Origin of the sequence: Citrobacter cronae (assembly GCF_016893685.1) — a bacterium.
Classification (GTDB): Bacteria; Pseudomonadota; Gammaproteobacteria; order Enterobacterales; family Enterobacteriaceae; genus Citrobacter; species Citrobacter werkmanii.
Window position 1 is genome coordinate 2,984,773 of sequence record NZ_CP069763.1, and the last position, 24,820, is coordinate 3,009,592.

Genomic DNA, 24,820 nt, shown 5'->3' on the forward strand with positions numbered 1-24,820 from the left:
GGGTTGTAACATTGTAAATTATGTTAATCAATTGAGCTTTGTTGATGTAGGACATCTATTTGTTCAAAAAACAACCATACTATTAAGTTGCACCATGGTTGGAAAGAGGAGGAACAAAGTATGGTTGTTGACAGACTGAGAACCGATCTTCTCAACAAATTGATAAACGCCCGTATCGAACTTGCCGCTTATCTGCTGTTGAGAAAAGCGAAAGGCTACATGTCAGTCAGCGAGAGCGATCGTCTGCGTGATAATTTTTTTGTGCTGAATCGCGAATTGCACGAGCAATCACAGCTTCACGGTATGCATCTTGATCAGGAAGAGTGGAATGCCCTTCATCGTGCTGAAGGGGCGTTAGCCGCCGCCGCTGTTTGTCTTATGAGTGGACATCACGATTGTCCAACTTTTATTGCCGTTAACGCAGATAAACTGGAAAACTGCCTGACAACGCTGACGCTGAGCATCCAGTGTTTGCAATCTTATCCAACGCTGGAACACGTCTGAATCAGGGGGAGGGCGCTCCCCCTTTTCGTTAAGATTATGTAAATGTGAAGGGGTAATTCCCCCTGCTGGCTACGCTTTATGCAGAGCCATTAAGGAGGTGTTATGCGTCGACTCTTTCTCTGTGCTATCCCACTTGCGCTATTTTCCTCTTATGCCGCCGCGGTAAAGGTGGAGGTGCTGCAAACCAAACTTGATCACCCGTGGTCGCTGGCTTTTTTACCCGATAATCGCGGTATATTAATTACCCTTAAAGGCGGTCAGCTTCGACTTTGGCAACCTGATAAGGGGCTTTCCGACCCGCTGACCGGCGTACCTAAAGTCTGGGCGAATGGTCAGGGAGGATTGTTGGATGTGGCGTTAGCGCCTGATTTTGCACAATCCCGGCGAGTGTGGCTCAGCTTTGCTGAAGCCGACAGTGAAGGTAAAGCCGGCACGGCGGTAGGTTACGGACGCCTGAGCGACGATCTCAAACACCTGCAAGCGTTCCAGACCGTTTTTCGCCAACAGCCGAAGCTCTCAACCGGAAACCATTTTGGCGGGCGCATGGTGTTTGATGGCCATGGCTATCTGTTTATTGGCCTGGGTGAAAATAACCAACGTGCAACCGCGCAGGATCTGGATAAATTGCAGGGCAAGGTGGTACGTCTGACCGACGAGGGCAAAACACCGCCGGATAATCCGTTTGTGAATCAGGCGGGGGCGCGGGCAGAAATTTGGTCGTATGGCATCCGTAATCCACAAGGTATGGCGATGAATCCATGGAGCGATGCGCTGTGGCTCAATGAGCATGGTCCGCGCGGAGGCGATGAAATCAATATCCCCGCAAGAGGCAAAAACTACGGTTGGCCGATCGCGACCTGGGGGATTAACTATAGTGGTCTCAAAATTCCCGAAGCAAAAGGCCAAATTGTTGCGGGTACTGAGCAACCCATCTTTTACTGGGAAAAGTCGCCGGCAGTTAGCGGAATGGCTTTTTATCATAGCGATACCTTCCCGCAGTGGCGGCAGAAGTTATTCATTGGCGCATTGAAAGATAAAGAGGTGATCGTGCTGAGCGTCAAAGGGAATGCGGTCACGGAGGATGGTCGCATTTTACAGGATAGAGGGCAGCGGATCCGCGATGTGCGCGTCGGACCAGACGGCTATTTGTACGTGTTAACCGACGAGTCCGACGGGGAATTATTGAAAGTGAGTCCCTGAGCTGATTAGCTGACCGGGATCATTACCACTTTTTGAAATGCCGGGCGTTCAGTCAGTTGCTGATACCAGCGTTCCAGGTGTGGACGCGGGGTCCAGGTGAGACCAACGTTGAACAGGTTATAGACGAATGGCGCAATGGCGATATCCGCCGTGCCGAATTCAGCTCCGGAGAACCACGGCTGGTCCGCCAGCGCGTTATCCAGAATAGCAAACAGGTTATCGCAAACCTGAGTACTTGCCTCAATGGCTGCCATGTCGCGCTGATCGGCCGGCGTTCTGACCAGACCAAATAAGATAACCCGGTGCGTAGGACTCAGCGTCTGGTTCGCCCAGTCCATCCATTTTTCGCCGACAGCACGCGCGGCCGGGGCGTCAATCCATAAGCGATTTTGTCCGTACTGAGCCGCCAGATAACGGACTATAGTATTGGATTCCCACAGGACAACGTCCGTTTCATCATCGCGTAGCAGTGGGACCAACCCGTTCGGGTTCATCGCCAGATAGCCGGCGTCGCGGTTACCGCCATGCTGCCCGCCCGCCAGAATTTGGTTATACGGCAGTTCCAGTTCTTCAAGCGTCCACAATACTTTTTTTACGTTGGTCGAGTTATTGCGACCCCACAGTGTAATCATAGTAACCCCGCAAATTAATTGAGCAGCTTCATGGCTGCAGATACCCTCTGACTCGCTCACATGGTGGGGTAAACCTAATATTTACGCAACAACGTCTAAAAAAATCGTGCCAGGGGCAGCGCTGCGCGGCGTTATTGCATAAACTTTAAAAACTTTACCAACTTACGGTTTCTTTAAGCTCGTTAGTGCGTTATTACTCACCGCACTTATTTTACACGTCATCCATCAGACTTTTTCTGCAATGGGTTGGCCGAGGTTGTCTGGCCAGTTTTGTGTAAACACGGTGTGGTATGACGTGGTTTTTTAGAATGGATACTCGGGTGGCATTTATGACGCAATACTTCTCTTCACTTCGCAGCTTTGCTGCAGGTTCTGCACTCTTAATCCTTTTGGCGCCGACCGTACAGGCGGCGGAGCAACCCACGGCTCCTCCGAGCGTGGACGCGCGTGCATGGATCCTGATGGATTACGCCAGCGGCAAGGTGCTGGCGGAAGGTAATGCTGATGAGAAACTGGATCCTGCCAGTCTGACCAAGATTATGACCAGCTATGTGGTCGGTCAGGCGCTGAAGGCCGGAAAAATTAACCTCAACGACATGGTCACTGTGGGCAAAGATGCCTGGGCGACCGGTAATCCGGCCCTGCGCGGTTCGTCGGTTATGTTCCTCAAACCTGGCGATCAGGTTGCGGTATCCGATCTGAACAAAGGCGTTATCATTCAGTCTGGTAATGATGCCTGTATCGCACTCGCTGATTACGTTGCCGGGAGCCAGGAGTCCTTCATCGGTCTGATGAACGGTTACGCGAAAAAGCTGGGACTGACCAATACCACGTTCCAGACGGTGCATGGCCTGGATGCGGCAGGGCAGTTCAGTACCGCGCGTGATATGGCGTTGCTTGGCAAGGCGTTAATCCACGATGTGCCCGAAGAGTACGCTATTCACAAAGAGAAAGAGTTTACCTTTAATAAAATTCGCCAGCCGAACCGCAACCGTCTGTTGTGGAGCACCAACCTGAACGTGGACGGAATGAAAACCGGTACCACAGCGGGCGCAGGTTATAACCTCGTCGCTTCCGCGACCCAGGGGGATATGCGCCTGATCTCCGTCGTGCTGGGAGCGAAAACCGACCGTATCCGTTTTAATGAGTCCGAAAAGCTGCTGACCTGGGGCTTCCGCTTCTTTGAAACCGTTACGCCGATCAAGCCGGATGCCACCTTCGTGACTCAGCGCGTCTGGTTTGGCGATAAGAGCGAAGTCAATTTGGGTGCCGGGGAAGCGGGTTCGGTTACCATCCCGCGCGGTCAGCTTAAGAACCTGAAAGCCAGCTTTACGCTGACCGAGCCACAGTTAACCGCGCCGCTGAAAAAGGGGCAGGTTGTGGGGACTATCGACTTCCAGTTGAACGGTAAATCTATCGAGCAGCGTCCGTTGATGGTGATGGAAGCGGTGGAAGAAGGTGGTTTCTTTAGCCGGATGTGGGATTTTGTGATGATGAAGTTCCACCAGTGGTTTGGCGGTTGGTTCTCTTAATCTAACCGATTGCCGGATGGCGCTACTATCGCTGTCCGGCAGTATCACCTAATACAACAGCTTTATGCGTTGCGCCTTAGCGTATTCCACAAACTCATCGTCGGGGCGGCTATCACTGATGATGGTATCAAAACGTTTTAATTCCCCCATCCTCGCAGGACGTACCTTCCCAAACTTGCTGTGGTCGACCACCAGAACGTGATGCTGCGCCATCGACATTGCCCAGTGTTTCACCGCTAATTCTTCCAGATTAAAGCAGGTCGCGCCTTTCTCAATGTGCACGCCTGCCGCGGAATAAAAGGCGATATCCGGGCACAGATTATTCAGTGTTTCCTGAAAATCGAGCGGTTTGAAGATGGCATTACTGGCATGAAATTCCCCACCACACAGAATGACGCGACACTGCGGTTTTTCCTGCAATACCAGAAACGTATTTAGCGAGTAGCAGATTGCGGTGAAAGGCAGGTCATTGTCGATAGCCTCAATAATCCACGGCGTGGTCGTGCCGCAGTCGAAAAAGATGGTCTGATGCGCCTGTACGAGGCTCGCCGCCTGCTGGGCGGCACGGCGCTTTTCATCAACCAGACGGGATTTTTGATCGCTGATTAAATAGTGGTTGGCGCTGCGGGGCTCCAGAACAATATAGCCCCCGAGCAAGACGACAGGCGCATTGTTATTATTCAGGTCGCGACGAATGGTCATCTCAGATACGCCCAACAGCGTCGCGGCTTCTTTGAGGTGTAATTTATCGCTGCGTTTCAGCGCCTGTAGCAACTGACCAATACGCTCGTCGCGTCGAGTTTCCATAGTTCCCCTGGAGAGTAGTATAAGTGCTCGTATTGCGCCTAATACTACTCTTTTTACCGTGGGTTAGTCACGCACCCAGCCTTTACGGATGGGCAGAGCGAAACAGGTGCGATAGCAGGTCTGCAAGCCGAAATATAGGGTGGCGCCGAACCGTTGCCAGATCATCTGGGCGCTCAGGCAGCCGATCAGCCCAGCCAGGAATCCGCCCAGCATATCCAGCGGCCAGTGTACGCCAAGGTAAACGCGCGACCAGGCAATCGCCACGGCGACAACCATCAGCAGCGCGCCAGTCCACAGACGATGCCAGAACAGGAAAGCCAGAGCAAAAGTAAAGATAACCGTGCCGTGATCGCTCGGGAAAGAGTCATCCGCCGCATGGTGGAGGAAGTTGTACCCAATGTGGTTAACGAACGGACGATCGTGGGGGAACAGATGCCCCATCAGCCATGAAATAGTCAGGCCGACTGCCAGCGCTATCGCCATTTTTATGACCAACTGGCGCTGGAGAGTAACCTGAGCGCGCGGTCCCCAAAGCCAGAGAATAACGGCTAACAGCGGGACAATGCTGATTAAATCTTTGGCAATAAATATGGCGAGCGAGATAGCCCATTGCGCAGAGTCCGGCGTGGCATTGATGAGATAAAAAAGCGAGTTGTTCAGATTTTCCAGCATAACGTCCAGACTCAGTGTAATTGTTAAAAGGCCCATAGGGGGAGAGCATAAAATTGCTGTTACAGGATAAAAAGCGGTCTTGTCTTATTTGTCTGCTAAATGACTATTTTTAAGACAATTAATGGGACTTATTGAGCATGATAGCGGCCTCAACTTAAATTAACCTTAAAGCAAAATGTTCTTGAGCAAATGAATGTAAAAATGTGCGCATTTTGCTTTCAAATCACATAATTCACTATCACCGGTACGGCGCATTTATTACACTTTGCGCGTTTTTTCCTTTGCTAAGAGACTGCATGCAAAACCGTTTATCTTCAGGCGCCCGGTTGGGGCGTCAGGCATTACTTTTTCCTCTCTGTCTGGTGCTTTACGAGTTCTCTACTTATATCGGTAACGATATGATCCAACCTGGAATGTTGGCGGTGGTGGAGCAATATCAGGCCGGATTAGACTGGGTACCCACTTCCATGACTGCCTATCTGGCGGGTGGCATGTTTTTACAGTGGCTGTTAGGACCGCTGTCGGATCGTATTGGTCGTCGCCCGGTGATGTTAACCGGTGTGCTGTGGTTCATTGTGACCTGCCTTGCGACTCTGTTGGCACAGAATATTGAGCAATTTACCTTTCTGCGTTTCTTGCAGGGGATAAGCCTGTGCTTTATTGGCGCGGTGGGTTACGCCGCAATTCAGGAATCTTTTGAGGAAGCGGTATGCATTAAAATTACCGCGCTGATGGCAAACGTGGCGCTGATTGCGCCGCTGCTGGGACCGTTAGTTGGCGCGGCCTGGGTGCATGTTCTGCCGTGGGAAGGGATGTTTATCCTGTTTGCCGCCCTCGCAGCTATCTCCTTTTTTGGCCTGCAACGCGCGATGCCGGAAACGGCGACCCGGCTTGGTGAAAAACTGTCCATTAAAGATCTGGGTAAAGATTATAAGCTGGTGCTAAAAAATGGGCGTTTTGTTGCCGGCGCGCTGGCGTTGGGTTTTGTCAGCCTGCCGTTACTGGCGTGGATTGCCCAGTCGCCGATTATTATCATCAGCGGAGAACACCTCAGCAGTTACGAATATGGCCTGTTGCAGGTGCCGATTTTTGGGGCGCTGATTGCTGGTAATCTGGTGCTGGCGCGTCTGACTTCGCGCAAGACCGTGCGTTCGCTGATTATCATGGGCGGCTGGCCTATCGCCGTCGGGCTGGTGATTGCCGCGGCGGCCACGGTGGTGTCATCCCATGCGTATTTGTGGATGACGGTGGGTTTGAGTATCTATGCGTTTGGCATTGGCGTGGCGAATGCGGGGTTGGTCCGCCTGACGTTGTTTGCCAGTGAAATGAGTAAGGGTACGGTTTCTGCCGCCATGGGCATGTTGCAGATGCTGATTTTTACCGTCGGTATTGAGTTGAGCAAACATGCTTATCTGCTGGGAGGAAACGGCTTGTTCAGCCTGTTTAATCTGGCAAGCGGCGTACTGTGGCTGATATTGATGGTTATCTTTCTGAAAGATAAACGGGTAGGGAATTCCCGGGAAGGCTGAAGCCCGGTTGCCCGGGCTTCGCAAAACTTAGTGGTGATCGTCAATCTGATGTTCGATGATCATCCCTTCACCTACGCTGGCAACATGTCGCGCATAAGGATGCACGCGATAGACCGGGGCCGGGGCAGGTGCCGGCGCAACATACACCGTTTGCGGCGCGGTCGTCACGCTGACCGCCTGCGGAACGCTGACGGAAGAGGGCACGACCACCACTTTATAACCGCTTGGTACATCCACGGTAACGCTTTGCGCAAATGTTGTTCCGGTAAAGCCCAGCAACAATGTCGCCATCAGTACACTTTTCTTCATGATCCGCTCGCCTGAAGTAATCACCGGAGGTAATAATCCAGTGGAGTTAATTTGAGGCGGATTATGAATAGATCATATCATCATTTTGTTGCCGTCTGTGCTGAGGCGTTAATGCGTAAACGGCGCTTCGTTTTTTAATACGCGGTCGATAACATCCAGCACACCCTCTTCGTTGTTCGATCCCGCGCGATATTTTGCCGCCTGGACAACCGGTTCGTGAGCGTTGGCCATTGCGAAACTAAATCCCGCCTGACGCAGCATCTCAATATCATTTCCGCCATCGCCAAACACAACAACCTCGTCGTCGCTAATATTCCAGCGTTGTTGCAGCAGGCGCAGACCGTTTGCCTTATGCACACCTGGAATAATTAAATCGATGCTGCCGTAGCCGGTATGCACCGGTACCATGATATCGCCAATTGCCTTATGGAGATCGACCTGCACCTGCGGGATACGGTCGTCTGAAATATTCAGCCCGAATTTGAAAAAAACGTCGTTGAGGTTGTCAAAATTATCTACAAATTCAAGACGATGATAGTACATGGCAGAAACGGATTTATGCTCATCGCTGTATTTTTTGAGCGTATAGGCGCTGTTTTTACCGCAGGCGATAATGTCGATGTCCGTACGGGTCAACAGATGATTCACGATGGCCTTGAAATCGTCTTTTGCCAGTTCACCGTTAAAAATATCTTTCCCTTCACTGACTACCCAACCGCCGTTTTCAGCGACAAATGAGATTTCATTGGCCAGTTCAGGGAAAAAGGAGATGAGCTGGTAATACTGGTTGCCGCTGGCGACGACAAAACGGATGCCTTGTTTTTTCATCTGCTGGTATTGCGCCATAAACCGCTCACGGTTATAGGTTTTTTGGTCGCTTAAAAAAGTGCCGTCCATGTCGACCGCAATTAATTTGATACTCATTAGCTGTTCTCCATCACAGGGGTATTTTTGAGATCCGGTTTCGCCACCGCTTTCGCGACGATGGCGGCGATAAGCACCAGCGCCAGCACCACCAGCATAGCGCTGCGCAGGCCGTAGTGTTCACCCAAATAGCCGATCAGCGGCGGCCCTACCAGGAACGCCAGGTAGCCGGTGGTCGCCACAACGCTGACGCGGGTTGGCGCATCGGGACCGGTGTCGCTGGCGGCTGAAATGGTCAGCGGGAAGCCGAGCGATGCGCCAAGCCCCCAGAGAATAACGGAAACACCCGCGACCCATGTGCTATCGACAAAAATAATCAGACTGATGCCAAGCGCACCCATCAGCGCGCTGGCACGCACTACCGCGACGCGGCTGTAGCGGTCGATGAACCAGCCGCCGGTGAATCGACCCACGGTCATACCCAGCGTAAAACCAGCATAAATCAGCGAGCCAGATGTCGGGCTAAACCCGTGGCCATCCACCATCAGCAGCGGCAGCCAGTCGTTGGCTGAACCTTCAGCAAACGCCATTGCCAGCACTACGACGCCAATCAGCAGTAACTGAATGTCGCGATAAAAAGGCACACCTTTTTCGCTGGAGTGAGCGCCGTCAGAGGCATTCTTACCCGTGCCGTCTGGAATGGCCTTGATGGCGATAAAGATAGGCGTGATTGCCACCATTGCCGCCAGTAAAATATGTAAAGTCGCTGGAACGCTGAAGGCGGTAAGCATCATCCCGACCCCGGCTCCCGCCAGCGTTCCCAGACTGTAAAAACCATGCATCATCGGCAGCACGGTTTTGTTCATTTCGCGCTCAACTGCCGCGCCTTCGACGTTGATGGCGACTTCCGCCGAGCCAAAACTGGCGCCAAACACGCCCAGGCCAAACGCAAAAAGCCATGCGGAATGCAGCCAGAGCGCCGCGCTGAGGATAGTCATCCCGAGGACTGCACAGGACATGGTGGTGCGGATCACTTTACGCGTGCCAAATCGTTTCACCAGCCAGGCCGAACAAAGAATGCCACTCATCGAACCAATAGAGAGTCCAAACAATACCGCGCCCATTTCGGCGGTGGAGATGGAGAGGATATCTCGGATGGCAGGAGTACGCGTTGCCCAGGAAGCCATTAGTAATCCGGGTAAAAAGAAAAACGTGAAAAGCGCCCAGGTGCGACGTCTTAAGGCTTTGCGTGATGAGATGCCAGTCATGAATTCGAGCCAAAGAAAAGAGGGAAGAAGACAACATTAGCAAGACTGTGTACATTTGTACACAAATGCAAGGAGAGGAAATGCAGTGCGACGCGCGAACGATCCGCTACGGCGGGAAAAGATAGTTCAGGCCACCCTGGAGGCGGTAATCGCCTACGGTGTCCACGGGGTTACGCACCGAAAAATCGCCATGATTGCCGGGGTGCCGCTGGGTTCAATGACCTATTACTTCTCAGGAATAGATGAGCTTTTAATGGAGGCGTTCGGGCGCTTTACTGACACAATGTCTCAGCAGTATCAGGCTTTTTTTGCCGACGTTGCGGATGCGCAGGCAGCCTGCCATGCCATTACCGAGATGATTTACAGCTCCCAGGTTACGACGCCCGATAATATGGAACTTATGTACCAGCTGTATGCTTTCGCCAGTCGCAAACCGACGTTGAAAATGGTGATGCAAAACTGGATGTTACGCAGTCAACAAACGCTGGAACAATGGTTTGAACCGGTAACTGCGCGGGCGCTGGATGCATTTCTCGAAGGAATGACGCTGCATTTTGTCACCGACAAAAAACCGCTGTCGCGGGAAGATATTCTGGTGATGGTGGAGCGTATTGCCGGATTGCCGCAGAGATAAAATTATCAAAATGGTTTGTCGAGGCGGGTAACGGCCTGACGTAAAAAATCGATGACTTTCATCGCCGCTGGCGTCAATGGTCGGGCGGCTATTTTTACCGTCCCGACATCCATATAAGTAATAAAATCATCAATCGTTCTGTGCATAACGCGCAGACCATCCAGTGACCACGGGCGATACACCAGGTCGGATAAAATGGTTATGCCTCTGCCTTTTGCAACCAGGCTTCTTATGGCTTCAAAAGAGTTGCTGCGAAAACTGATATTGGGCGTATAGCCACGCTGCTGCCAGTAATCGATGATTACGTCAGGGTACTTATCGGTTTCCAGCAGTAAAAATGGAAGCTTCTCGACGTCTTTTAAACGGATCGAAGACTCGCTCTGTAGCGGATGCCCAATAGACGTCCACAGGCGGCGCTGTGAACGAATAAATGTTTCGATCTCCAGGTCGTTATCATGGCTGATGTTTGAGGTCAGAAGCAGACAAAAATCGACCTCGTGTTCCCGTAGCGCCTGTACCAGTTCCGGTGCTGTAGCTTCATAAAACACGATCTCCAGCAAAGGAAAACGTCGTTCAATATCGTTGAGTATATCCGGGATAAGATAAGCAGAGAGCGTTTCGGCAATGCCTATGCGCACCGTGCCGGTAAGAATTTCACTCCTGTCATGCAGGTCGTCAACAGCCGAGTGGCTACTGTTGATGATGTTGCAGGCATGTGCCAGAAAGCGCTCGCCCTCGGCGGTGAGCTTCACCCCTTTGGGGTAACGTACAAATAGCTGCACGTCTAATGCTTCTTCCAGATTCCGCATGGCAATAGTCATTGATGACTGAGAAATATGACAGCGCGCAGCAGCTTTGGAAATTTGTAATGTTTCTGCAAGTGCGATGTAAAACTCAAGTTGCCTTAGCGTAAATTTCATAGTTTTAATCTATGCACATGGATAAAAACGTTATATTAGCATTCATTTTCACACCGCCGTAGCCTTGTGGTCATACCGTACAACTGACAATAAGGCGCATATATGCCCTATCTTTTACTCAGTCTGGCTGCCTGTTTTTGGGGTGGAAATTATGTGATTGGTCATCTATTGGTCGCTGAAGTTGATCCCATTGTTTTATCAGCGGCACGCTGGATATTTACCGCGTTATTATTGATGGCGCTCTATTTTCGTCAGGTCACAGAGCAATGGCCGGTGATGAAAAAATCCTTTGGTACTATCGTCTTCCTCGCGCTTTGTGGTCAGGTTCTTTTTCCCTTAACGCTGTATATCGGCCTGCAATATACAACCTCGCTCAATGCGGCGATTTATATGTCCACCACCCCGGCGCTCGTTCTGTTAATCAATAAGTTCTTTTTTAAAGAGCGGATTTCTGCGCGAAATATAGCCGGTGTGCTCCTGAGTACAGTTGGTGTTACCTGGCTGGTGTCGCAGGGTGATATGATACACGCGCGGGTATTTGCACATCTGAATCAGGGCGATGTCTGGACCATGGGGTCGGCGGTAAGTTGGGCTGTTTATTGTGCTTTTTTGCGCATTAAACCGCGTGAGGTGAAGGGAAACGCCTTTGTCGCCGTGAGCGCGCTGCTCGGTGCGATGGTGCTTATTCCGGTACTGGCTGTGGAGCTGATGCGCAATGGTATGCCGGGCTGGGATAGCTATACCAATACAGGTGTTATTACTGGGCTGGCATACCTTGTTATTTTTCCTTCCTGGCTGTCATATCTGTTATGGAACAAAGGGATTAGTGCCATTGGCGCAACCCGCGGAGAGATATATTCACACTTGATCCCACTGAGTGGCGGATTATTTAGCGTTATATTTTTGCACGTCACTCTGCATTCATATCATCTGGTGAGCGCGTTGGTTATTATGTGCGGTATAGCATTGTGTTCCCGCCCGAGTGCAAAAAAAGACTCGCAGCAGCGCACGGCGTAAAAAAGCGAGTAAATTAGCTTACAGTTGCGCCCCCGGTAATATTTACCACCGTGGCGGTTATTGCTCCGGCATGGTCTGAAGCCAGAAAGGTTGTAACCTCAGCGATTTGTGCCAGCGTAGGCAGGCGTCCGATCATGGTGCCTTGTGCCGCACCGCCTAACCATTGTTCGACGGTTAAACCCATTGACTGTGCTTTCGCGGTGAAAATCTCCCCGGTATAGGAACCGGCCGCTACCGCGTCCGCAATCGCATGCGAGCGCACGCCGACGACACGAATGTTTTTTGGTCCCGTCTCGCTGGCAAGCGCTTTAATAAACGCTTCTGTTCCTGCACAGCCGACGATATGGCCGAGATGCCCGGGCATTGCCATCGGGGCGGCGGGCGCAACGATGGTGAGAATGACGCCTGCTCGATCGCCGCCCATGTGCGGTGTTACGGCTTTTGCGATATTGAACTGCGCCGCAAGGAAAGGGGTGATACCGCTCATAAACTCAGAGAGGGATAATGCGTCGATGCGCTTGCCCTGTTCATGCATAAAGCCGGTCGCGTTAACCACCACATCAATTCCACCGGTTTGCTGTACCAGGCGGGTAACTTGTGTTGAGGTGTCGTGCTCGTCGAGCACATCGGTGATAAACGTATCGACGGTACCCCCCGCCATTCGCAGGCGACTGGCCGCCCAATCAAGCTTTTCCTGACAGCGCGCGCCCAGGCATACATGGGCACCTTCGCGTGCCATCGCCTGTGCAACCGCGCTACCAATAGCGCCGCTGCCGCCGAAGATCACTGCAACCTTTCCAGCAAGCCACATAGTAAACTCCCGCCACCTTTAAGCACCGATTAAAAGTATGCGCCATAACTGGCGTGCTGCAAATTTGGGGAGGAATTACGGGGAGAAGGGGGGATAGCAAATTTCAGACAACAAAAAACCCATCAACCTTGAACCAAAACGGCGGGGTTGATGGGCTCCACAAATTGGGGACATCAAAGAAAAGCAGTGGCAATAGTTATGACTGACACCTTGAAGAAAAGTTCTGCTGAACTGCAAAAAATTTTCTTTTAAGGGTAATTTTCAGTGCTAACCAAGGCCTGGCCAGACGATGACGATGAGTGTCCCCGCCAGCGTCAGCAGAACGTTGGCAATGGCGTAGGTGCCAGCATAGCCTAATGCCGGGATGTTGCTGCGGGCCGTGTCGCTGATGATTTCCATTGCCGGAGCGCAGGTACGCGCGCCCATCATGGCGCCAAACAGCAGGGCGCGGTTCATGCGCAATACGTAAGCGCCAAACAAGAAACATATAACAACCGGAACCAGGCTTACAATCAGACCGGCAATCAGCATTTGACCACCCACGGCGCCAAGGCCATTGCCAATGCCGCTACCCGCGCTTAAACCGACGCCTGCCATGAATACCATCAGACCAAACTCTTTCACCATGTTCAGCGCGCCCTGTGGGATATAGCCAAACGTAGGATGGTTGGCACGCAGGAAGCCCAGCATAATCCCGGCGAACAGTAATCCAGCCGCATTCCCGATGCCGAAGCTGAAATTGCTGAACTGGAAGGTGATCATCCCAATCATCAGACCAATGATAAAGAAGGCGCAGAAGGCCAACAGATCGGTCACCTGACTGTGAATGGAAATGAAGCCGATACGATCTGCGATCGTTTTAACGCGACGGGCATCACCGCTCACCTGCAACACGTCACCTTTATTGAGCACGACGTTGTCATCAATAGGCATTTCGATCTGGCTGCGGATCACGCGGTTGAGGAAACAGCCGTGGTCGGTCAGTTTCAACTGGGCCAGGCGACGGCCAACAGCATTGTGGTTTTTCACCACAATCTCTTCCGTGACGATACGCATATCGAGCAGATCGCGATCGAACACTTCTTTGCCGTTACGGAAACTGGGATCGAGGCGGGCATGCGCGTCTGGATAACCTACTAAGGCTATTTCGTCGCCCATTTGCAGCACTGCGTCACCGTCCGGGTTAGCCAGGATGCCGTTGCGGCGGATGCGTTCAATGTAACAGCCGGTCTGACGATAAATACCTAACTCGCGCAGGTTCTTACCATCAGCCCATGCTACCAGCTCCGGGCCTACGCGATAGGCGCGGATCACTGGCAGATAAACCTTACGGTTGGCGTCAGTGTCCAGACCTCGTTCACGCGCAATTTGTTGGGCGCTGGTTTGCAGGTCCTGATGCTGAAGTTTCGGCAGGTAGCGCGCACCGACAATCAGACTGACCAGTCCAATCAAATAGGTGAGGGCGTAACCCAGACTCAGGTTATCGAGGGCGGTGGAAAGCTGCGCGCCTGCCATTCCGGAATGGCGCAAGGTATCGCCTGCGCCGACCAGTACCGGCGTGGAGGTCATCGAACCGGCCAGCATACCCGCCGTCAGGCCGATGTCCCAGCCAAATAGCTTACCCAGCCCCAGGGCGATCAGCATTGCGCTACCGACCATCACCAGAGCAAGCATTAGATAATTTTTCCCATCGCGAAAAAAAATCGAAAAAAAGTTGGGGCCGGCTTCGACGCCGACACAAAAAATAAACAGCATAAAGCCGAGATTTAATGCATCGGTGTTAATACTAAAGTGCTGCTGACCTAATAATAGGGACACCACTAAAACGCCAATGGAATTACCGAGTTGGACTGAACCCAGGCGTAATTTACCCAGGCAGAGGCCCAGAGCCAGGACCACAAATAATAACAGGATGTAATTCCCATTTAACAAATCTGCGACGTTTATATTCACTGAGGCTAACTTCTTGTTTACTAGTAAGCTATTGAAAGAAATGGCAATTTACGCTAATGTTTTTGCCAGAAATTAAGGGGCGACAGCACCGCACACAGCCCCGATTAATGCAGCATAACAATATATGCGGATAGTTTAATCTCATTACGTATCAACGGCTATAAGAATCGTGTGGGTGTGTTTTTGGCATGGAATGCCGAGTTACTTTATCTGACTGGACGCCTGCGGGCGAAAAGAGTGTTCGATAGAGAATGTGTCAGGAGGAACGATTGAAACATAAGCAAAGTTGGGCGGGGGCGATCTGCTGCTTTGTGCTCTTTATTGTGGTGTGTCTTTCATTAACGCTAAACGTGAAAGGGGCATTCAGAGCGGCAGGGCATCCTGAGGTCGGGTTGTTGTTTTTTATCTTGCCTGGTGCTGCAGCAAGCTTTTTCTCCCACCGTCGGGAGGTGCTCAGACCTCTTCTGGGTGCAATGTTGGCGGCGCCATGCTGTCTGTTGCTAATGCGGTTCGTTTTTATGCCGACGCGTTCATTGTGGCAAGAACTGGCGTGGTTATTCAGTGCGGTTTTTTGGTGCGCGCTTGGCGCATTGTGTTTTTTGTTTATCAGTAGCTTGTTCAATCAGCATCAACGACGGAAAAAGAACTGATCACGCCCTCCCGCGGAGGGCGTAGAAACAGCTGTCAGGCGAACAGATTCATATTCTCTTTTGCCCACGCCTCAAAATCCGTGCAGCCGCCGATGTGTTTTTGATCAACAAAAATCTGCGGAACGGTTTCTACTGGCTTACCTACCGTCTTTTCCAGATCGGCTTTCGTAATACCTTCGGCATGAATATCAATGTAGCGGAAGTTAAAATCGTCATGCTCATTGCTTAATTTTTCTGCTAATTCTTTTGCGCGCACGCAATACGGGCACCCTGGGCGACCAAAAATAACGGCAAACATCTCTCTCTCCTCGAACTTATCAGGCCGGATGGCGAATACTTATTATGATGCCGCGATTTGTGACGGATGGAAAGCAGGTTCGGCCTGTTGCTTTGATATCCTCAAGCTATAACTGTTAAACACGACGAGCCGGAACGTTTTATAATAAAAGCCATTTCGCCGGGAGACCGCTTATGCGCACCATTGGTGTATTACCGAAAAGCGTATTGATGCTGGAAATAATGGGGATGGTTTTGTTATCGCTGGCGCTGCTGTCGCTTAACGATTATCTGACCTTACCCGCGCCGCTTAACAGCCCGCTCGCCTTAGTTGTGATGATATTTCTGGGCGTACTGCTGATGCTCCCCGCCGCGGTGATGTTGATGTGGCGCATTGCTCAACTGCTGGCGCCGCAGCTCATGTCGCGCGCTCCCGACGATTCTTCCCGTTCAGACAGAGAAAAAAGAGATGACGCCAACCATTGATTTAATCCGCAGCCACCGTTCCATTCGCCATTTCACCGAAGAAGCTATTTCTGACGCACAGCGAGAGGCGATTATTGCCGCCGCTCAGGGCACTTCAAGCTCCAGTTTTTTACAGTGCACAACGATTGTTCGGATAACCGATAAAACCCTGCGTGAATCGCTGGCTACCTTATCTGGCGGTCAAAAGCACGTGGCGCAGGCCGCTGAATTCTGGGTGTTTTGCGCTGACTTTAATCGTCATTTGCAGATTTGCCCTGACGCGCAGTTGGGGCTGGCAGAACAACTGCTGCTGGGCGTGGTTGATACGGCGATGATGGCGCAAAATGCGCTGACGGCGGCAGAATCGCTGGGACTTGGCGGTGTGTATATAGGTGGGTTGCGTAACAATATTGAGTCGGTCACGGAATTATTGAAGTTGCCTCAGCACGTTCTGCCGCTGTTTGGTTTGTGCCTTGGCTGGCCTGCGGATAACCCGGATATCAAGCCGCGCCTGCCTGCGTCGCTGGTTGTGCACGAAAACCAGTATCAGCCGCTTGATACAGACGTTTTGTCGCAGTATGACGAACAGCTTGCGCAGTACTATCTGACCCGCGGCAGTAATACGCGTCGTGACACCTGGAGCGATCACATTCGTCGAACCATCATTAAAGAAAGTCGTCCCTTTATCCTGGAATATTTGCATAAACAGGGATGGGCCACGCGCTAAAGATTTCAACCCAGTGTATGATACGCCTGCTTTTACCAGGTCATTGAGAGGTGCAGGGTGAAAATTGCCATTTTGTCCCGGGACGGAACGCTCTATTCTTGTAAGCGCCTGCGTGAAGCGGCGATGCAGCGTGGTCACCTGGTTGAAATTATCGATCCGCTTTCTTGCTATATGAACATCAGCCCGGCGGCGTCATCTATTCATTACAAGGGCCGCCAGCTTCCTCATTTTGACGCGGTGATCCCACGGATTGGTTCAGCGATTACCTTTTATGGTACGGCGGCGCTGCGTCAGTTTGAAATGTTGGGTAGCTATCCGTTAAATGAATCGGTAGCGATTACGCGCGCGCGCGATAAGCTGCGTTCGCTGCAGTTGTTGGCGCGTCAGGGAATCGATTTACCCATTACCGGGATTGCTCACTCCCCGGACGATACCAGCGACATGATTGATATGGTCGGCGGCGCGCCGCTGGTGGTGAAACTGGTTGAAGGTACACAGGGGATCGGCGTGGTGCTGGCGGAAACGCGGCAAGCCGCGGAAAGCGTCGTGGATGCGTTTCGTGGGCTGAATGCTCATATTCTGGTTCAGGAATATATCAAAGAAGCGCAAGGGCGGGATATTCGCTGTTTCGTGGTGGGAGACGAGGTGGTGGCCGCCATTGAACGCCGGGCGAAAGAGGGCGATTTTCGTTCTAATCTCCATCGCGGCGGGGTTGCTACGATTGCGAATATCACGCCGCGCGAAAGAAAAATTGCGCTCAAAGCCGCTCAGACTATGGGGCTGGATGTTGCAGGTGTGGATATTTTGCGTGCAGAACGTGGGCCGCTGGTCATGGAGGTTAACGCTTCTCCGGGACTGGAAGGGGTCGAGAAAACCACCGGGATAGACATTGCCGGCAAGATGATCCAGTGGATCGAGCGCCATGCTACGCCTGAATTTTGTCTTAAAATCGGCGGCTAAACACAATATCGATTGCGATCGTGGTATGACACGCTCTTTTTGCGTAAGCTGTGCCGGTATTTTTTTCATCAATAGAGGTCGCACATTATTATGACATCACTGGTCGTTCCCACTCTGGATACGTTGCGTCAATGGCTCGACGACCTGGGCATGAGTTTTTTTGAATGCGATACCTGTCAGGCGCTGCATTTACCTCATATGCAGAACTTTGACGGCATCTTTGATGCAAAAGTTGATTTGGTGGATAACGTCATTCTGTTTTCTGCAATGGCGGAAGTCAGACCTTCCGCACTGCTGCCACTGGCCGCCGATTTGTCCGCGATTAATGCCAGTTCACTGACGGTGAAAGCATTCCTGGATATGCAGGATGATAATCTGCCAAAGCTGGTGGTTTGCCAGTCTTTATCCGTTACGCCGGGCGTAACGTTTGAACAGTTTGAGTGTTTTGTTCGCCAGAGCGAAGAGCAGATATCGATGGTGATCCTCGAAGCCGGGGCGCATCAGCTGTTATTTAACGCTGAAGACGATACGCAAAACAGCAATGCTGAAGTCCATTTCCTCCATTAATTCTCCCTGAATCTGGACACATTTTGCGCAGCCGCTACCAGAGCGGTTGCGTACTGCCTGTTTTTATTCTGCTTTTAACCTTTTATTAAAGAATTATTCACTTCAATTCTGCTCCTTCCGCTTTATGTCATAGACAATTCCTGCATAAAAAATTGATAAAAGACGTTTTTTAATCTGGGCTATATCCACAAAACCTGGCTAAAGTTATTCTTGCGAAGCATATAGACGTCAATTCTCGAACTGCCCGGTGTGACCTGAGCTGTGACTACAATACGTGGTGAATGAGTGAGCGGATATCTGCGCGCGATAGCGGCATCGGGAGAGGACTCTCTTTTCATTGGTGCTGCATGAAAGAATATGCACGTTTCTTGCATATCATTAGAGTGTGACATTTTTGTTCGTTTGTTAACGAACTTTCAGAAGGAAAGAGATTATGACCGCCTTAAATAAAAAATGGTTATCAGGCCTGGTTGTGGGTGCTCTGATGTCCATCTCTGCCGGCACGCTCGCTGCTGAACAAAAAACGCTGCATATTTATAACTGGTCTGATTATATTGCTCCGGATACGGTGGCTAACTTTGAAAAAGAGACCGGAATTAAAGTTATCTATGACGTATTTGATTCCAATGAAGTACTGGAAGGTAAGCTTATGGCGGGTAGCACCGGTTTTGACCTGGTTGTTCCTTCCGCCAGTTTCCTCGAACGTCAACTGACCGCCGGCGTCTTCCAGCCGCTGGATAAGAGCAAACTACCGGGCTGGAAAAACCTCGATCCTGAGCTGCTGAAGCTGGTGGGTAAACACGATCCGGACAACAAGTTTGCGATGCCGTATATGTGGGCAACAACCGGCATTGGCTATAACGTGGACAAAGTGAAAGCGGTGCTGGGGCCAGATGCGCCGGTTGATAGCTGGGATCTGATCCTCAAACCGGAAAATCTGGAAAAACTCAAAAGTTGCGGTGTCTCTTTCCTTGATGCGCCTGAAGAGGTGTTTGCTACCGTGCTGAACTATTTGGGTAAAGATCCCAACAGTACCAAAGCAGATGATTACACCGGACCGGCGACCGACCTGCTGTTGAAACTGCGTCCGAATATTCGCTATTTCCACTCTTCGCAATATATTAACGACCTGGCAAACGGAGATACCTGTGTAGCAATTGGTTGGGCGGGGGACGTATGGCAGGCGGCGAACCGTGCAAAAGAAGCGAAAAATGGCGTCAATATCTCTTTCTCAATTCCTAAAGAGGGGGCGATGGCGTTCTTTGACGTGTTCGCAATGCCAGCCGATGCTAAAAACAAAGAAGAAGCCTATCAGTTCCTCAACTACCTGCTGCGTCCTGATGTGATTGCGCATATTTCCGACCACGTGTTCTATGCCAATGCCAACAAAGAAGCGACGGCTCTGGTCAGTCAGGAAGTTCGTGATAACCCTGGTATCTACCCGCCTGCGGATGTGCGCGCCAAGCTGTTCACGCTGAAAGTACAGGATCCGAAGATCGACCGTGTCCGTACCCGAGCGTGGACGAAGGTAAAAAGCGGAAAATAACCTGATGTTTGGGACATGACCCGGCAGGATTTATGCCTGCCGGGCAGTGTTGATCCTAAACACACCTAACCCGGCAATACGCACCACCGTGGTGCGTTATTTGCACCGTTTCTTTGTTTTATGCCGGAGAGCACCTGAGTGAATGATGCAACCCCACGCCCACACGCGAAAATCCGCAAGGCGCTGACCCCGCTGCTTGAAATTCGCAACCTGACCAAGTCTTTCGACGGGCAACACGCCGTCGATGACGTCAATCTTACTATCTACAAAGGTGAAATATTTGCCCTGCTCGGCGCATCCGGCTGTGGCAAATCGACTCTGCTGCGCATGTTAGCGGGATTTGAACAGCCGACAACCGGGCAAATTATGCTTGATGGCGTCGATTTAGCGCACGTCCCGCCTTATCTGCGTCCGATCAATATGATGTTTCAATCCTATGCCCTGTTTCCGCACATGACGGTAGAGCAGAACATTGCCTTTGGCCTCAAGCAGGACAAGCTGCCAAAAGCTGAAATTGCCAGCCGGGTGAATGAGATGCTGGGCCTGGTGCACATGCAGGAATTTGCCAAACGCAAACCGCATCAGCTTTCCGGCGGTCAGCGTCAACGTGTGGCGCTGGCGCGTAGCCTGGCGAAACGGCCGAAGTTGCTGCTGCTGGATGAACCGATGGGGGCGCTGGACAAAAAGCTCCGTGACCGCATGCAACTGGAAGTGGTGGATATCCTTGAACGCGTCGGCGTGACCTGCGTGATGGTAACGCACGATCAGGAAGAAGCCATGACGATGGCAGGGCGGATTGCCATCATGAACCGTGGAAAATTTGTGCAGATCGGCGAACCGGAAGAGATCTACGAGCATCCGACTACGCGCTATAGCGCCGAGTTTATCGGTTCGGTTAACGTCTTTGAAGGACTACTGAAAGAACGCCAGGAAGATGGGCTGATTATTGAGTCTCCTGGACTGGTGCATCCGCTGAAAGTAGATGCAGATGCGTCTATTGTCGATAACGTCCCAGTGTATGTTGCGCTGCGCCCGGAAAAAATCATGCTCTGTGAGGCTCCTCCCCCAGACGGTTATAACTTCGCGGTAGGCGAAGTGGTGCACATTGCCTATCTGGGCGATTTATCGGTGTATCACGTACGTTTGAAAAGCGGCCAGATGCTGAGCGCTCAGCTACAAAATGAACATCGTTATCGCAAGGGATTACCTACCTGGGGTGACGAGGTCCGTTTGTGCTGGGATGCAGACAGTTGTGTGGTGTTGACGGTTTAAGGAGCGAAGATGAGTACACTTGAACCTCCGGCGCGCGTGGATAAAGCAGGGCGATTCACGCTGCTTATGTCGCGGCTGCAAATGAACCACGGGCGCAAGCTGGTGATTGCGCTGCCGTATGTGTGGCTGCTGCTCCTGTTTCTTCTGCCGTTTCTGATCGTCTTCAAAATCAGTTTGGCTGAAATGGCGCGGGCTATTCCACCGTATACCGACCTCGTTTCATGGGCTGACGATCAGCTATCCATCACGCTCAACTTAGCCAACTTCCTGCAACTAACGGACGATCCGCTCTATTTTGATGCCTACCTGCAATCTTTGCAGGTGGCGGGGATTTCGACGATCTGTTGTCTGCTGTTGGGCTATCCGCTGGCGTGGGCCGTCGCACACAGTAAACCCTCGACACGCAATATTCTGTTACTGCTGGTGATCCTGCCGTCCTGGACGTCGTTTTTGATTCGCGTGTACGCCTGGATGGGGATCCTGAAAAATAACGGTGTACTGAATAACTTTCTGATGTGGCTGGGCGTTATCGATCAACCATTGACGATTCTGCACACCAATCTGGCGGTCTATATCGGGATTGTTTACGCCTATTTACCCTTTATGGTGCTGCCGATTTACACCGCGCTGACGCGTATTGATTATTCGCTGGTAGAGGCGGCGCTGGATTTGGGCGCCCGACCGTTGAAAACCTTCTTTAGCGTGATTGTGCCATTGACCAAAGGCGGGATTATCGCCGGATCGATGTTGGTGTTTATCCCGGCTGTGGGTGAGTTTGTAATTCCGGAACTGCTGGGCGGCCCGGATAGTATCATGATTGGTCGCGTGCTGTGGCAGGAGTTCTTTAATAACCGCGACTGGCCGGTGGCATCTGCCGTTGCCATTATTATGCTGCTGTTACTGATTGTGCCAATCATGTGGTTCCACAAATATCAGCAAAAAAGCATGGGGGAACACGGATGAATAACTTACCGGTCGTGCGTTCGCCGTGGCGTATTTTTATCCTGGTGCTGGGCTTTACCTTCCTGTACGCACCGATGCTGATGCTGGTTATCTATTCGTTTAACAGCTCGAAGCTGGTAACGGTCTGGGCGGGGTGGTCAACGCGTTGGTATGGTGAACTTTTCCACGATACCGCGATGATAAGCGCCGTTGGCATGAGCTTAACGATTGCTGCGGGTGCGGCGACGATGGCGGCAATCCTCGGCACTATAGCCGCCGTGGTAATGGTGCGTTTTGGCCGTTTTCGCGGATCGAATGGGTTTGCTTTTATGATTACCGCACCGCTGGTTATGCCGGATGTCATTACCGGTTTATCACTGCTGCTGCTGTTTGTGGCGCTGGCGCATGCCATCGGCTGGCCTGCGGATCGCGGTATGTTGACCATCTGGCTGGCGCACGTCACCTTCTGTACGGCGTACGTGGCGGTGGTGATTTCCTCACGGTTGCGCGAACTGGATCACTCCATTGAGGAAGCGGCGATGGATCTTGGCGCTACGCCGCTGAAGGTCTTTTTCGTTATCACGCTGCCGATGATTATGCCTGCGGTGATCTCCGGCTGGTTACTGGCCTTCACGTTGTCGCTTGATGATCTGGTTATCGCCAGCTTTGTCTCTGGTCCTGGCGCCACAACATTACCGATGCTGGTGTTCTCCAGCGTACGTATGGGGGTTAACCCGGAGATCAACGCGCTGGCGACGCTGATTCTTGGCGTGGTAGGAATCATCGGATTTATCGCGTGGTATCTGATGGCGCGAACAGAAAAACAACGGATTCGCGATATCCAACGTGCAAGACGCGGCTGAAAAAACTAAAATCTGCCAACCTGTCTATACGGCGCCGCTGTGGTGGCTGCGCCGTTTTCATGGAAGACGACGCGTTGGGATTTTTTAAGAAATCATCCACATCACATGCTCGCTTAAACGTCCCTGCGTTGGTGCAGGTGGCGGCGCTGGCTATTATCATGATCCGCTGTCTCGATCTGTTGATGATTTTTAATACGCTAGGGTTGCGTGGAACCAGCGAATTTATTCATCGCAGCGTGCAGACCTGGAATTTGACGCTGGTGTTTCTGGGCAGCCTGGCGCTGCTGTTTATTGAAATCTACTGCGCATTTTCGCTGGTGAAAGGACGTAACTGGGCGCGTTGGGTTTATCTGTTGACCCAGATTATCGCCAGCGTTTATCTGTGGGCGGCCTCGTTGGGTTATGGTTATCCGGAACTGTTCAGCATTGCGGGAGAGTCCAGACGTGAGATCCTGCGTACGCTGGTGATGCAAAAGTTGCCGGATATGCTGGTGTTGCTGCTACTGTTTGTTCCCGCGTCCAGTCGGCGGTTCTTCCGTTTGCAGTAAATGTGGTCGGTGTTGTTTGTAGGCCAGATAAGGCGTTTACGCCGCCATCCGGCACCGACGCCGCACAATTGCCTGATGGCGACCCTAACGCGTCTTATCAGGCCTACGAAAGCTCAGGCCTGATATGCATCCCGAATGATTTTACGTATATAATCTCCGCCCTCGATCACGTAAAGGTTTTTGTATGCAGTGCGCACTCTATGACGCCGGTCGCTGTCGTTCCTGTCAGTGGATTGAACAGCCGGTTTCCCACCAACTCACCGCCAAAATGGCCGATTTACGCCAACTGCTTGCTGAACATGCGGTGGCGGAGTGGCGCGCGCCGGTCAGCGGCCCGGAACGCGCTTTTCGCAACAAAGCCAAAATGGTGGTCAGCGGCAGCGTGGAAAAACCACTGCTTGGGATGCTGCATCGTGACGGTACGCCGGAGGATTTGTGTGATTGTCCGCTCTATCCTGCGTCTTTTTCGCCCGTATTTGCCGCGCTCAAACCGTTTATCGCCCGTGCGGGGTTAACGCCCTATAATGTGGCGCGTAAACGCGGGGAGCTTAAATATCTGCTGTTAACGGAAAGCCGGTTTGATGGCGGTATGATGCTGCGCTTTGTCCTGCGTTCAGACGCCAAACTGGCGCAGTTGCGTGCAGCGCTACCGTGGTTGCAGGAACGGTTGCCACAGTTAAAAGTGATCACTGTGAATATTCAACCGGTGCATATGGCGATTATGGAAGGGGAGACAGAAATCTTCCTCACCGAACAACAGGCGCTGGCGGAACGCTTTAATGATGTGCCGCTGTGGATACGTCCGCAGAGCTTTTTCCAGACCAACCCAGTGGTGGCGGGACATTTATATGCCACCGCACGCGACTGGGTGCGCCAGCTTCCGGTTAATCATATGTGGGATCTGTTTTGCGGCGTAGGAGGGTTTGGTCTGCATTGCGCCACGCCGCAGATGAAACTGACAGGTATTGAAATCGCGCCAGAGGCGATTACCTGTGCGAAACAGTCGGCGCAGGAGCTTGGGTTGCAAAATCTGCGTTTTCAGGCGCTGGATTCGACTCAGTTTGCTACCGCCCAGGATGAAGTACCCGATCTGGTTTTGGTGAACCCACCGCGTCGCGGGATTGGCAAACCGCTGTGCGATTTTCTTTCCCGCATGGCGCCACGTTTTATTGTCTATTCAAGCTGCAATGCGCAAACCATGGCGAAGGATATTCACGAGTTGCCAGGGTATCGCATTGACCGCGTTCAGCTTTTCGACATGTTCCCACATACCGCGCATTACGAAGTGTTAACGCTGCTCAGCAGACAATAACGGATATGCCTGATGGCGCTTTGCTTATCAGGCCTACGAG

26 protein-coding genes and 1 pseudogene are annotated in these 24,820 nt (G+C 51.8%); 17 read left to right on the forward strand and 10 right to left on the reverse strand.

What is annotated here, in order from left to right:
* The first annotated feature begins 120 nt into the window (after positions 1 to 120).
* Positions 121 to 504, forward strand: a complete 384-nt coding sequence (gene bssR, locus JSN25_RS12800) for a biofilm formation regulator BssR (protein ID WP_038639191.1) — start codon at positions 121 to 123, stop codon at positions 502 to 504.
* A gap of 102 nt (positions 505 to 606) precedes the next feature.
* Positions 607 to 1,704, forward strand: coding sequence for a PQQ-dependent sugar dehydrogenase (locus tag JSN25_RS12805; RefSeq protein ID WP_204524993.1), 1,098 nt, complete (start codon positions 607 to 609; stop codon positions 1,702 to 1,704).
* A 5-nt stretch (positions 1,705 to 1,709) separates the two neighbouring features.
* On the opposite strand, the gene JSN25_RS12810 is transcribed toward JSN25_RS12805, so the two are convergent.
* The gene (locus tag JSN25_RS12810) at positions 1,710 to 2,336 is read right to left on the reverse strand and encodes a glutathione S-transferase family protein (protein ID WP_204524994.1); all 627 of its coding nucleotides are present in this window, start codon (positions 2,334 to 2,336) and stop codon (positions 1,710 to 1,712) included.
* 329 nt (positions 2,337 to 2,665) lie between these two features.
* On the opposite strand from JSN25_RS12810, the gene dacC reads away from it, so the two are divergent.
* Entirely contained in the window at positions 2,666 to 3,868 is a 1,203-nt protein-coding gene (dacC, locus tag JSN25_RS12815; protein WP_032940149.1) for a serine-type D-Ala-D-Ala carboxypeptidase, read from the forward strand.
* A 48-nt stretch (positions 3,869 to 3,916) separates the two neighbouring features.
* Here dacC and deoR read toward each other — a convergent pair whose 3' ends face one another.
* Together deoR and ybjG are read right to left on the reverse strand one after the other, a co-directional pair.
* A complete protein-coding gene (gene deoR, locus JSN25_RS12820; protein WP_085049174.1) occupies positions 3,917 to 4,675 on the reverse strand; it encodes a DNA-binding transcriptional repressor DeoR in 759 nt (252 codons plus the stop codon).
* Between the two features lie 63 nt (positions 4,676 to 4,738).
* Positions 4,739 to 5,347, reverse strand: a complete 609-nt coding sequence (ybjG, locus tag JSN25_RS12825; RefSeq protein WP_038639201.1) for an undecaprenyl-diphosphate phosphatase — start codon at positions 5,345 to 5,347, stop codon at positions 4,739 to 4,741.
* A 296-nt stretch (positions 5,348 to 5,643) separates the two neighbouring features.
* On the opposite strand from ybjG, the gene JSN25_RS12830 reads away from it, so the two are divergent.
* Positions 5,644 to 6,876, forward strand: a complete 1,233-nt coding sequence (locus JSN25_RS12830; protein ID WP_204524995.1) for an MFS transporter — start codon at positions 5,644 to 5,646, stop codon at positions 6,874 to 6,876.
* Positions 6,877 to 6,903: 27 nt separating this feature from the next.
* Here JSN25_RS12830 and JSN25_RS12835 read toward each other — a convergent pair whose 3' ends face one another.
* The 3 genes from JSN25_RS12835 to JSN25_RS12845 all read right to left on the reverse strand — a co-directional run bounded on the left by JSN25_RS12835 (position 6,904) and on the right by JSN25_RS12845 (position 9,317).
* Complete coding sequence (locus JSN25_RS12835) at positions 6,904 to 7,185, reverse strand: hypothetical protein (protein ID WP_204524996.1); 282 nt, start codon at positions 7,183 to 7,185, stop codon at positions 6,904 to 6,906.
* A 108-nt stretch (positions 7,186 to 7,293) separates the two neighbouring features.
* Entirely contained in the window at positions 7,294 to 8,109 is an 816-nt protein-coding gene (locus tag JSN25_RS12840) for a Cof-type HAD-IIB family hydrolase (protein ID WP_204524997.1), read from the reverse strand.
* Complete coding sequence (locus JSN25_RS12845) at positions 8,109 to 9,317, reverse strand: MFS transporter (RefSeq protein ID WP_204524998.1); 1,209 nt, start codon at positions 9,315 to 9,317, stop codon at positions 8,109 to 8,111. The genes JSN25_RS12840 and JSN25_RS12845 overlap by 1 nt, the downstream gene beginning before the upstream one ends.
* An 85-nt stretch (positions 9,318 to 9,402) precedes the next feature.
* On the opposite strand from JSN25_RS12845, the gene JSN25_RS12850 reads away from it, so the two are divergent.
* On the forward strand, positions 9,403 to 9,951 hold the full coding sequence (locus JSN25_RS12850; protein ID WP_069323233.1) for a TetR/AcrR family transcriptional regulator: 549 nt from the start codon (positions 9,403 to 9,405) through the stop codon (positions 9,949 to 9,951).
* Positions 9,952 to 9,956: 5 nt separating this feature from the next.
* Here JSN25_RS12850 and JSN25_RS12855 read toward each other — a convergent pair whose 3' ends face one another.
* Positions 9,957 to 10,871, reverse strand: coding sequence for a LysR family transcriptional regulator (locus JSN25_RS12855; RefSeq protein WP_204524999.1), 915 nt, complete (start codon positions 10,869 to 10,871; stop codon positions 9,957 to 9,959).
* Positions 10,872 to 10,973: 102 nt separating this feature from the next.
* Between JSN25_RS12855 and JSN25_RS12860 the strand changes: the two genes are divergently transcribed.
* Positions 10,974 to 11,888 carry a DMT family transporter gene (locus JSN25_RS12860; protein WP_204525000.1) on the forward strand — a complete coding sequence of 305 codons (915 nt, stop codon included), beginning with the start codon at positions 10,974 to 10,976 and terminating at the stop codon, positions 11,886 to 11,888.
* A gap of 13 nt (positions 11,889 to 11,901) precedes the next feature.
* Here the strand turns inward: JSN25_RS12860 and JSN25_RS12865 are convergent, their stop codons facing one another.
* Positions 11,902 to 12,699: an SDR family NAD(P)-dependent oxidoreductase gene (locus JSN25_RS12865; protein ID WP_204525001.1), complete on the reverse strand. Its 798-nt coding sequence runs from the start codon at positions 12,697 to 12,699 to the stop codon at positions 11,902 to 11,904.
* 267 nt (positions 12,700 to 12,966) lie between these two features.
* On the reverse strand, positions 12,967 to 14,652 hold the full coding sequence (locus JSN25_RS12870) for an aspartate:alanine antiporter (protein ID WP_038639225.1): 1,686 nt from the start codon (positions 14,650 to 14,652) through the stop codon (positions 12,967 to 12,969).
* Positions 14,653 to 14,921: 269 nt separating this feature from the next.
* On the opposite strand from JSN25_RS12870, the gene JSN25_RS12875 reads away from it, so the two are divergent.
* The gene (locus JSN25_RS12875) at positions 14,922 to 15,302 is read left to right on the forward strand and encodes an inner membrane protein YbjM (RefSeq protein ID WP_061388467.1); all 381 of its coding nucleotides are present in this window, start codon (positions 14,922 to 14,924) and stop codon (positions 15,300 to 15,302) included.
* A gap of 34 nt (positions 15,303 to 15,336) precedes the next feature.
* Here the strand turns inward: JSN25_RS12875 and JSN25_RS12880 are convergent, their stop codons facing one another.
* A complete protein-coding gene (locus tag JSN25_RS12880; RefSeq protein WP_016152408.1) occupies positions 15,337 to 15,600 on the reverse strand; it encodes a GrxA family glutaredoxin in 264 nt (87 codons plus the stop codon).
* A gap of 173 nt (positions 15,601 to 15,773) precedes the next feature.
* Between JSN25_RS12880 and JSN25_RS12885 the strand changes: the two genes are divergently transcribed.
* From JSN25_RS12885 to rlmC, 10 genes and pseudogenes are all read left to right on the forward strand, one after another.
* Complete coding sequence (locus tag JSN25_RS12885; protein WP_204525002.1) at positions 15,774 to 16,064, forward strand: YbjC family protein; 291 nt, start codon at positions 15,774 to 15,776, stop codon at positions 16,062 to 16,064.
* Positions 16,048 to 16,770 (forward strand): nitroreductase NfsA, encoded by a 723-nt coding sequence (gene nfsA, locus JSN25_RS12890; protein WP_087857572.1) that lies wholly within the window; start codon positions 16,048 to 16,050, stop codon positions 16,768 to 16,770. The genes JSN25_RS12885 and nfsA overlap by 17 nt, the downstream gene beginning before the upstream one ends.
* Before the next feature lie 57 nt (positions 16,771 to 16,827).
* Positions 16,828 to 17,730, forward strand: coding sequence for a 30S ribosomal protein S6--L-glutamate ligase (rimK, locus tag JSN25_RS12895; protein ID WP_038639233.1), 903 nt, complete (start codon positions 16,828 to 16,830; stop codon positions 17,728 to 17,730).
* Positions 17,731 to 17,820: 90 nt separating this feature from the next.
* Positions 17,821 to 18,297, forward strand: a complete 477-nt coding sequence (locus tag JSN25_RS12900; RefSeq protein WP_038639236.1) for a type III secretion system chaperone family protein — start codon at positions 17,821 to 17,823, stop codon at positions 18,295 to 18,297.
* 433 nt (positions 18,298 to 18,730) lie between these two features.
* Entirely contained in the window at positions 18,731 to 19,843 is a 1,113-nt protein-coding gene (gene potF, locus JSN25_RS12905) for a spermidine/putrescine ABC transporter substrate-binding protein PotF (RefSeq protein ID WP_038639239.1), read from the forward strand.
* A 138-nt stretch (positions 19,844 to 19,981) separates the two neighbouring features.
* Complete coding sequence (gene potG / locus JSN25_RS12910) at positions 19,982 to 21,115, forward strand: putrescine ABC transporter ATP-binding subunit PotG (protein ID WP_069323238.1); 1,134 nt, start codon at positions 19,982 to 19,984, stop codon at positions 21,113 to 21,115.
* A 9-nt stretch (positions 21,116 to 21,124) separates the two neighbouring features.
* Positions 21,125 to 22,078 carry a putrescine ABC transporter permease PotH gene (gene potH, locus JSN25_RS12915; RefSeq protein WP_069323239.1) on the forward strand — a complete coding sequence of 318 codons (954 nt, stop codon included), beginning with the start codon at positions 21,125 to 21,127 and terminating at the stop codon, positions 22,076 to 22,078.
* On the forward strand, positions 22,075 to 22,920 hold the full coding sequence (gene potI / locus JSN25_RS12920; RefSeq protein WP_038639247.1) for a putrescine ABC transporter permease PotI: 846 nt from the start codon (positions 22,075 to 22,077) through the stop codon (positions 22,918 to 22,920). The genes potH and potI overlap by 4 nt, the downstream gene beginning before the upstream one ends.
* A gap of 59 nt (positions 22,921 to 22,979) precedes the next feature.
* Entirely contained in the window at positions 22,980 to 23,468 is a 489-nt protein-coding gene (locus JSN25_RS12925; protein WP_038639250.1) for a YbjO family protein, read from the forward strand.
* A 166-nt stretch (positions 23,469 to 23,634) separates the two neighbouring features.
* Positions 23,635 to 24,780: pseudogene (gene rlmC / locus JSN25_RS12930) on the forward strand (23S rRNA (uracil(747)-C(5))-methyltransferase RlmC); the annotation flags it as partial.
* Between the last annotated feature and the right edge of the window lie 40 nt (positions 24,781 to 24,820).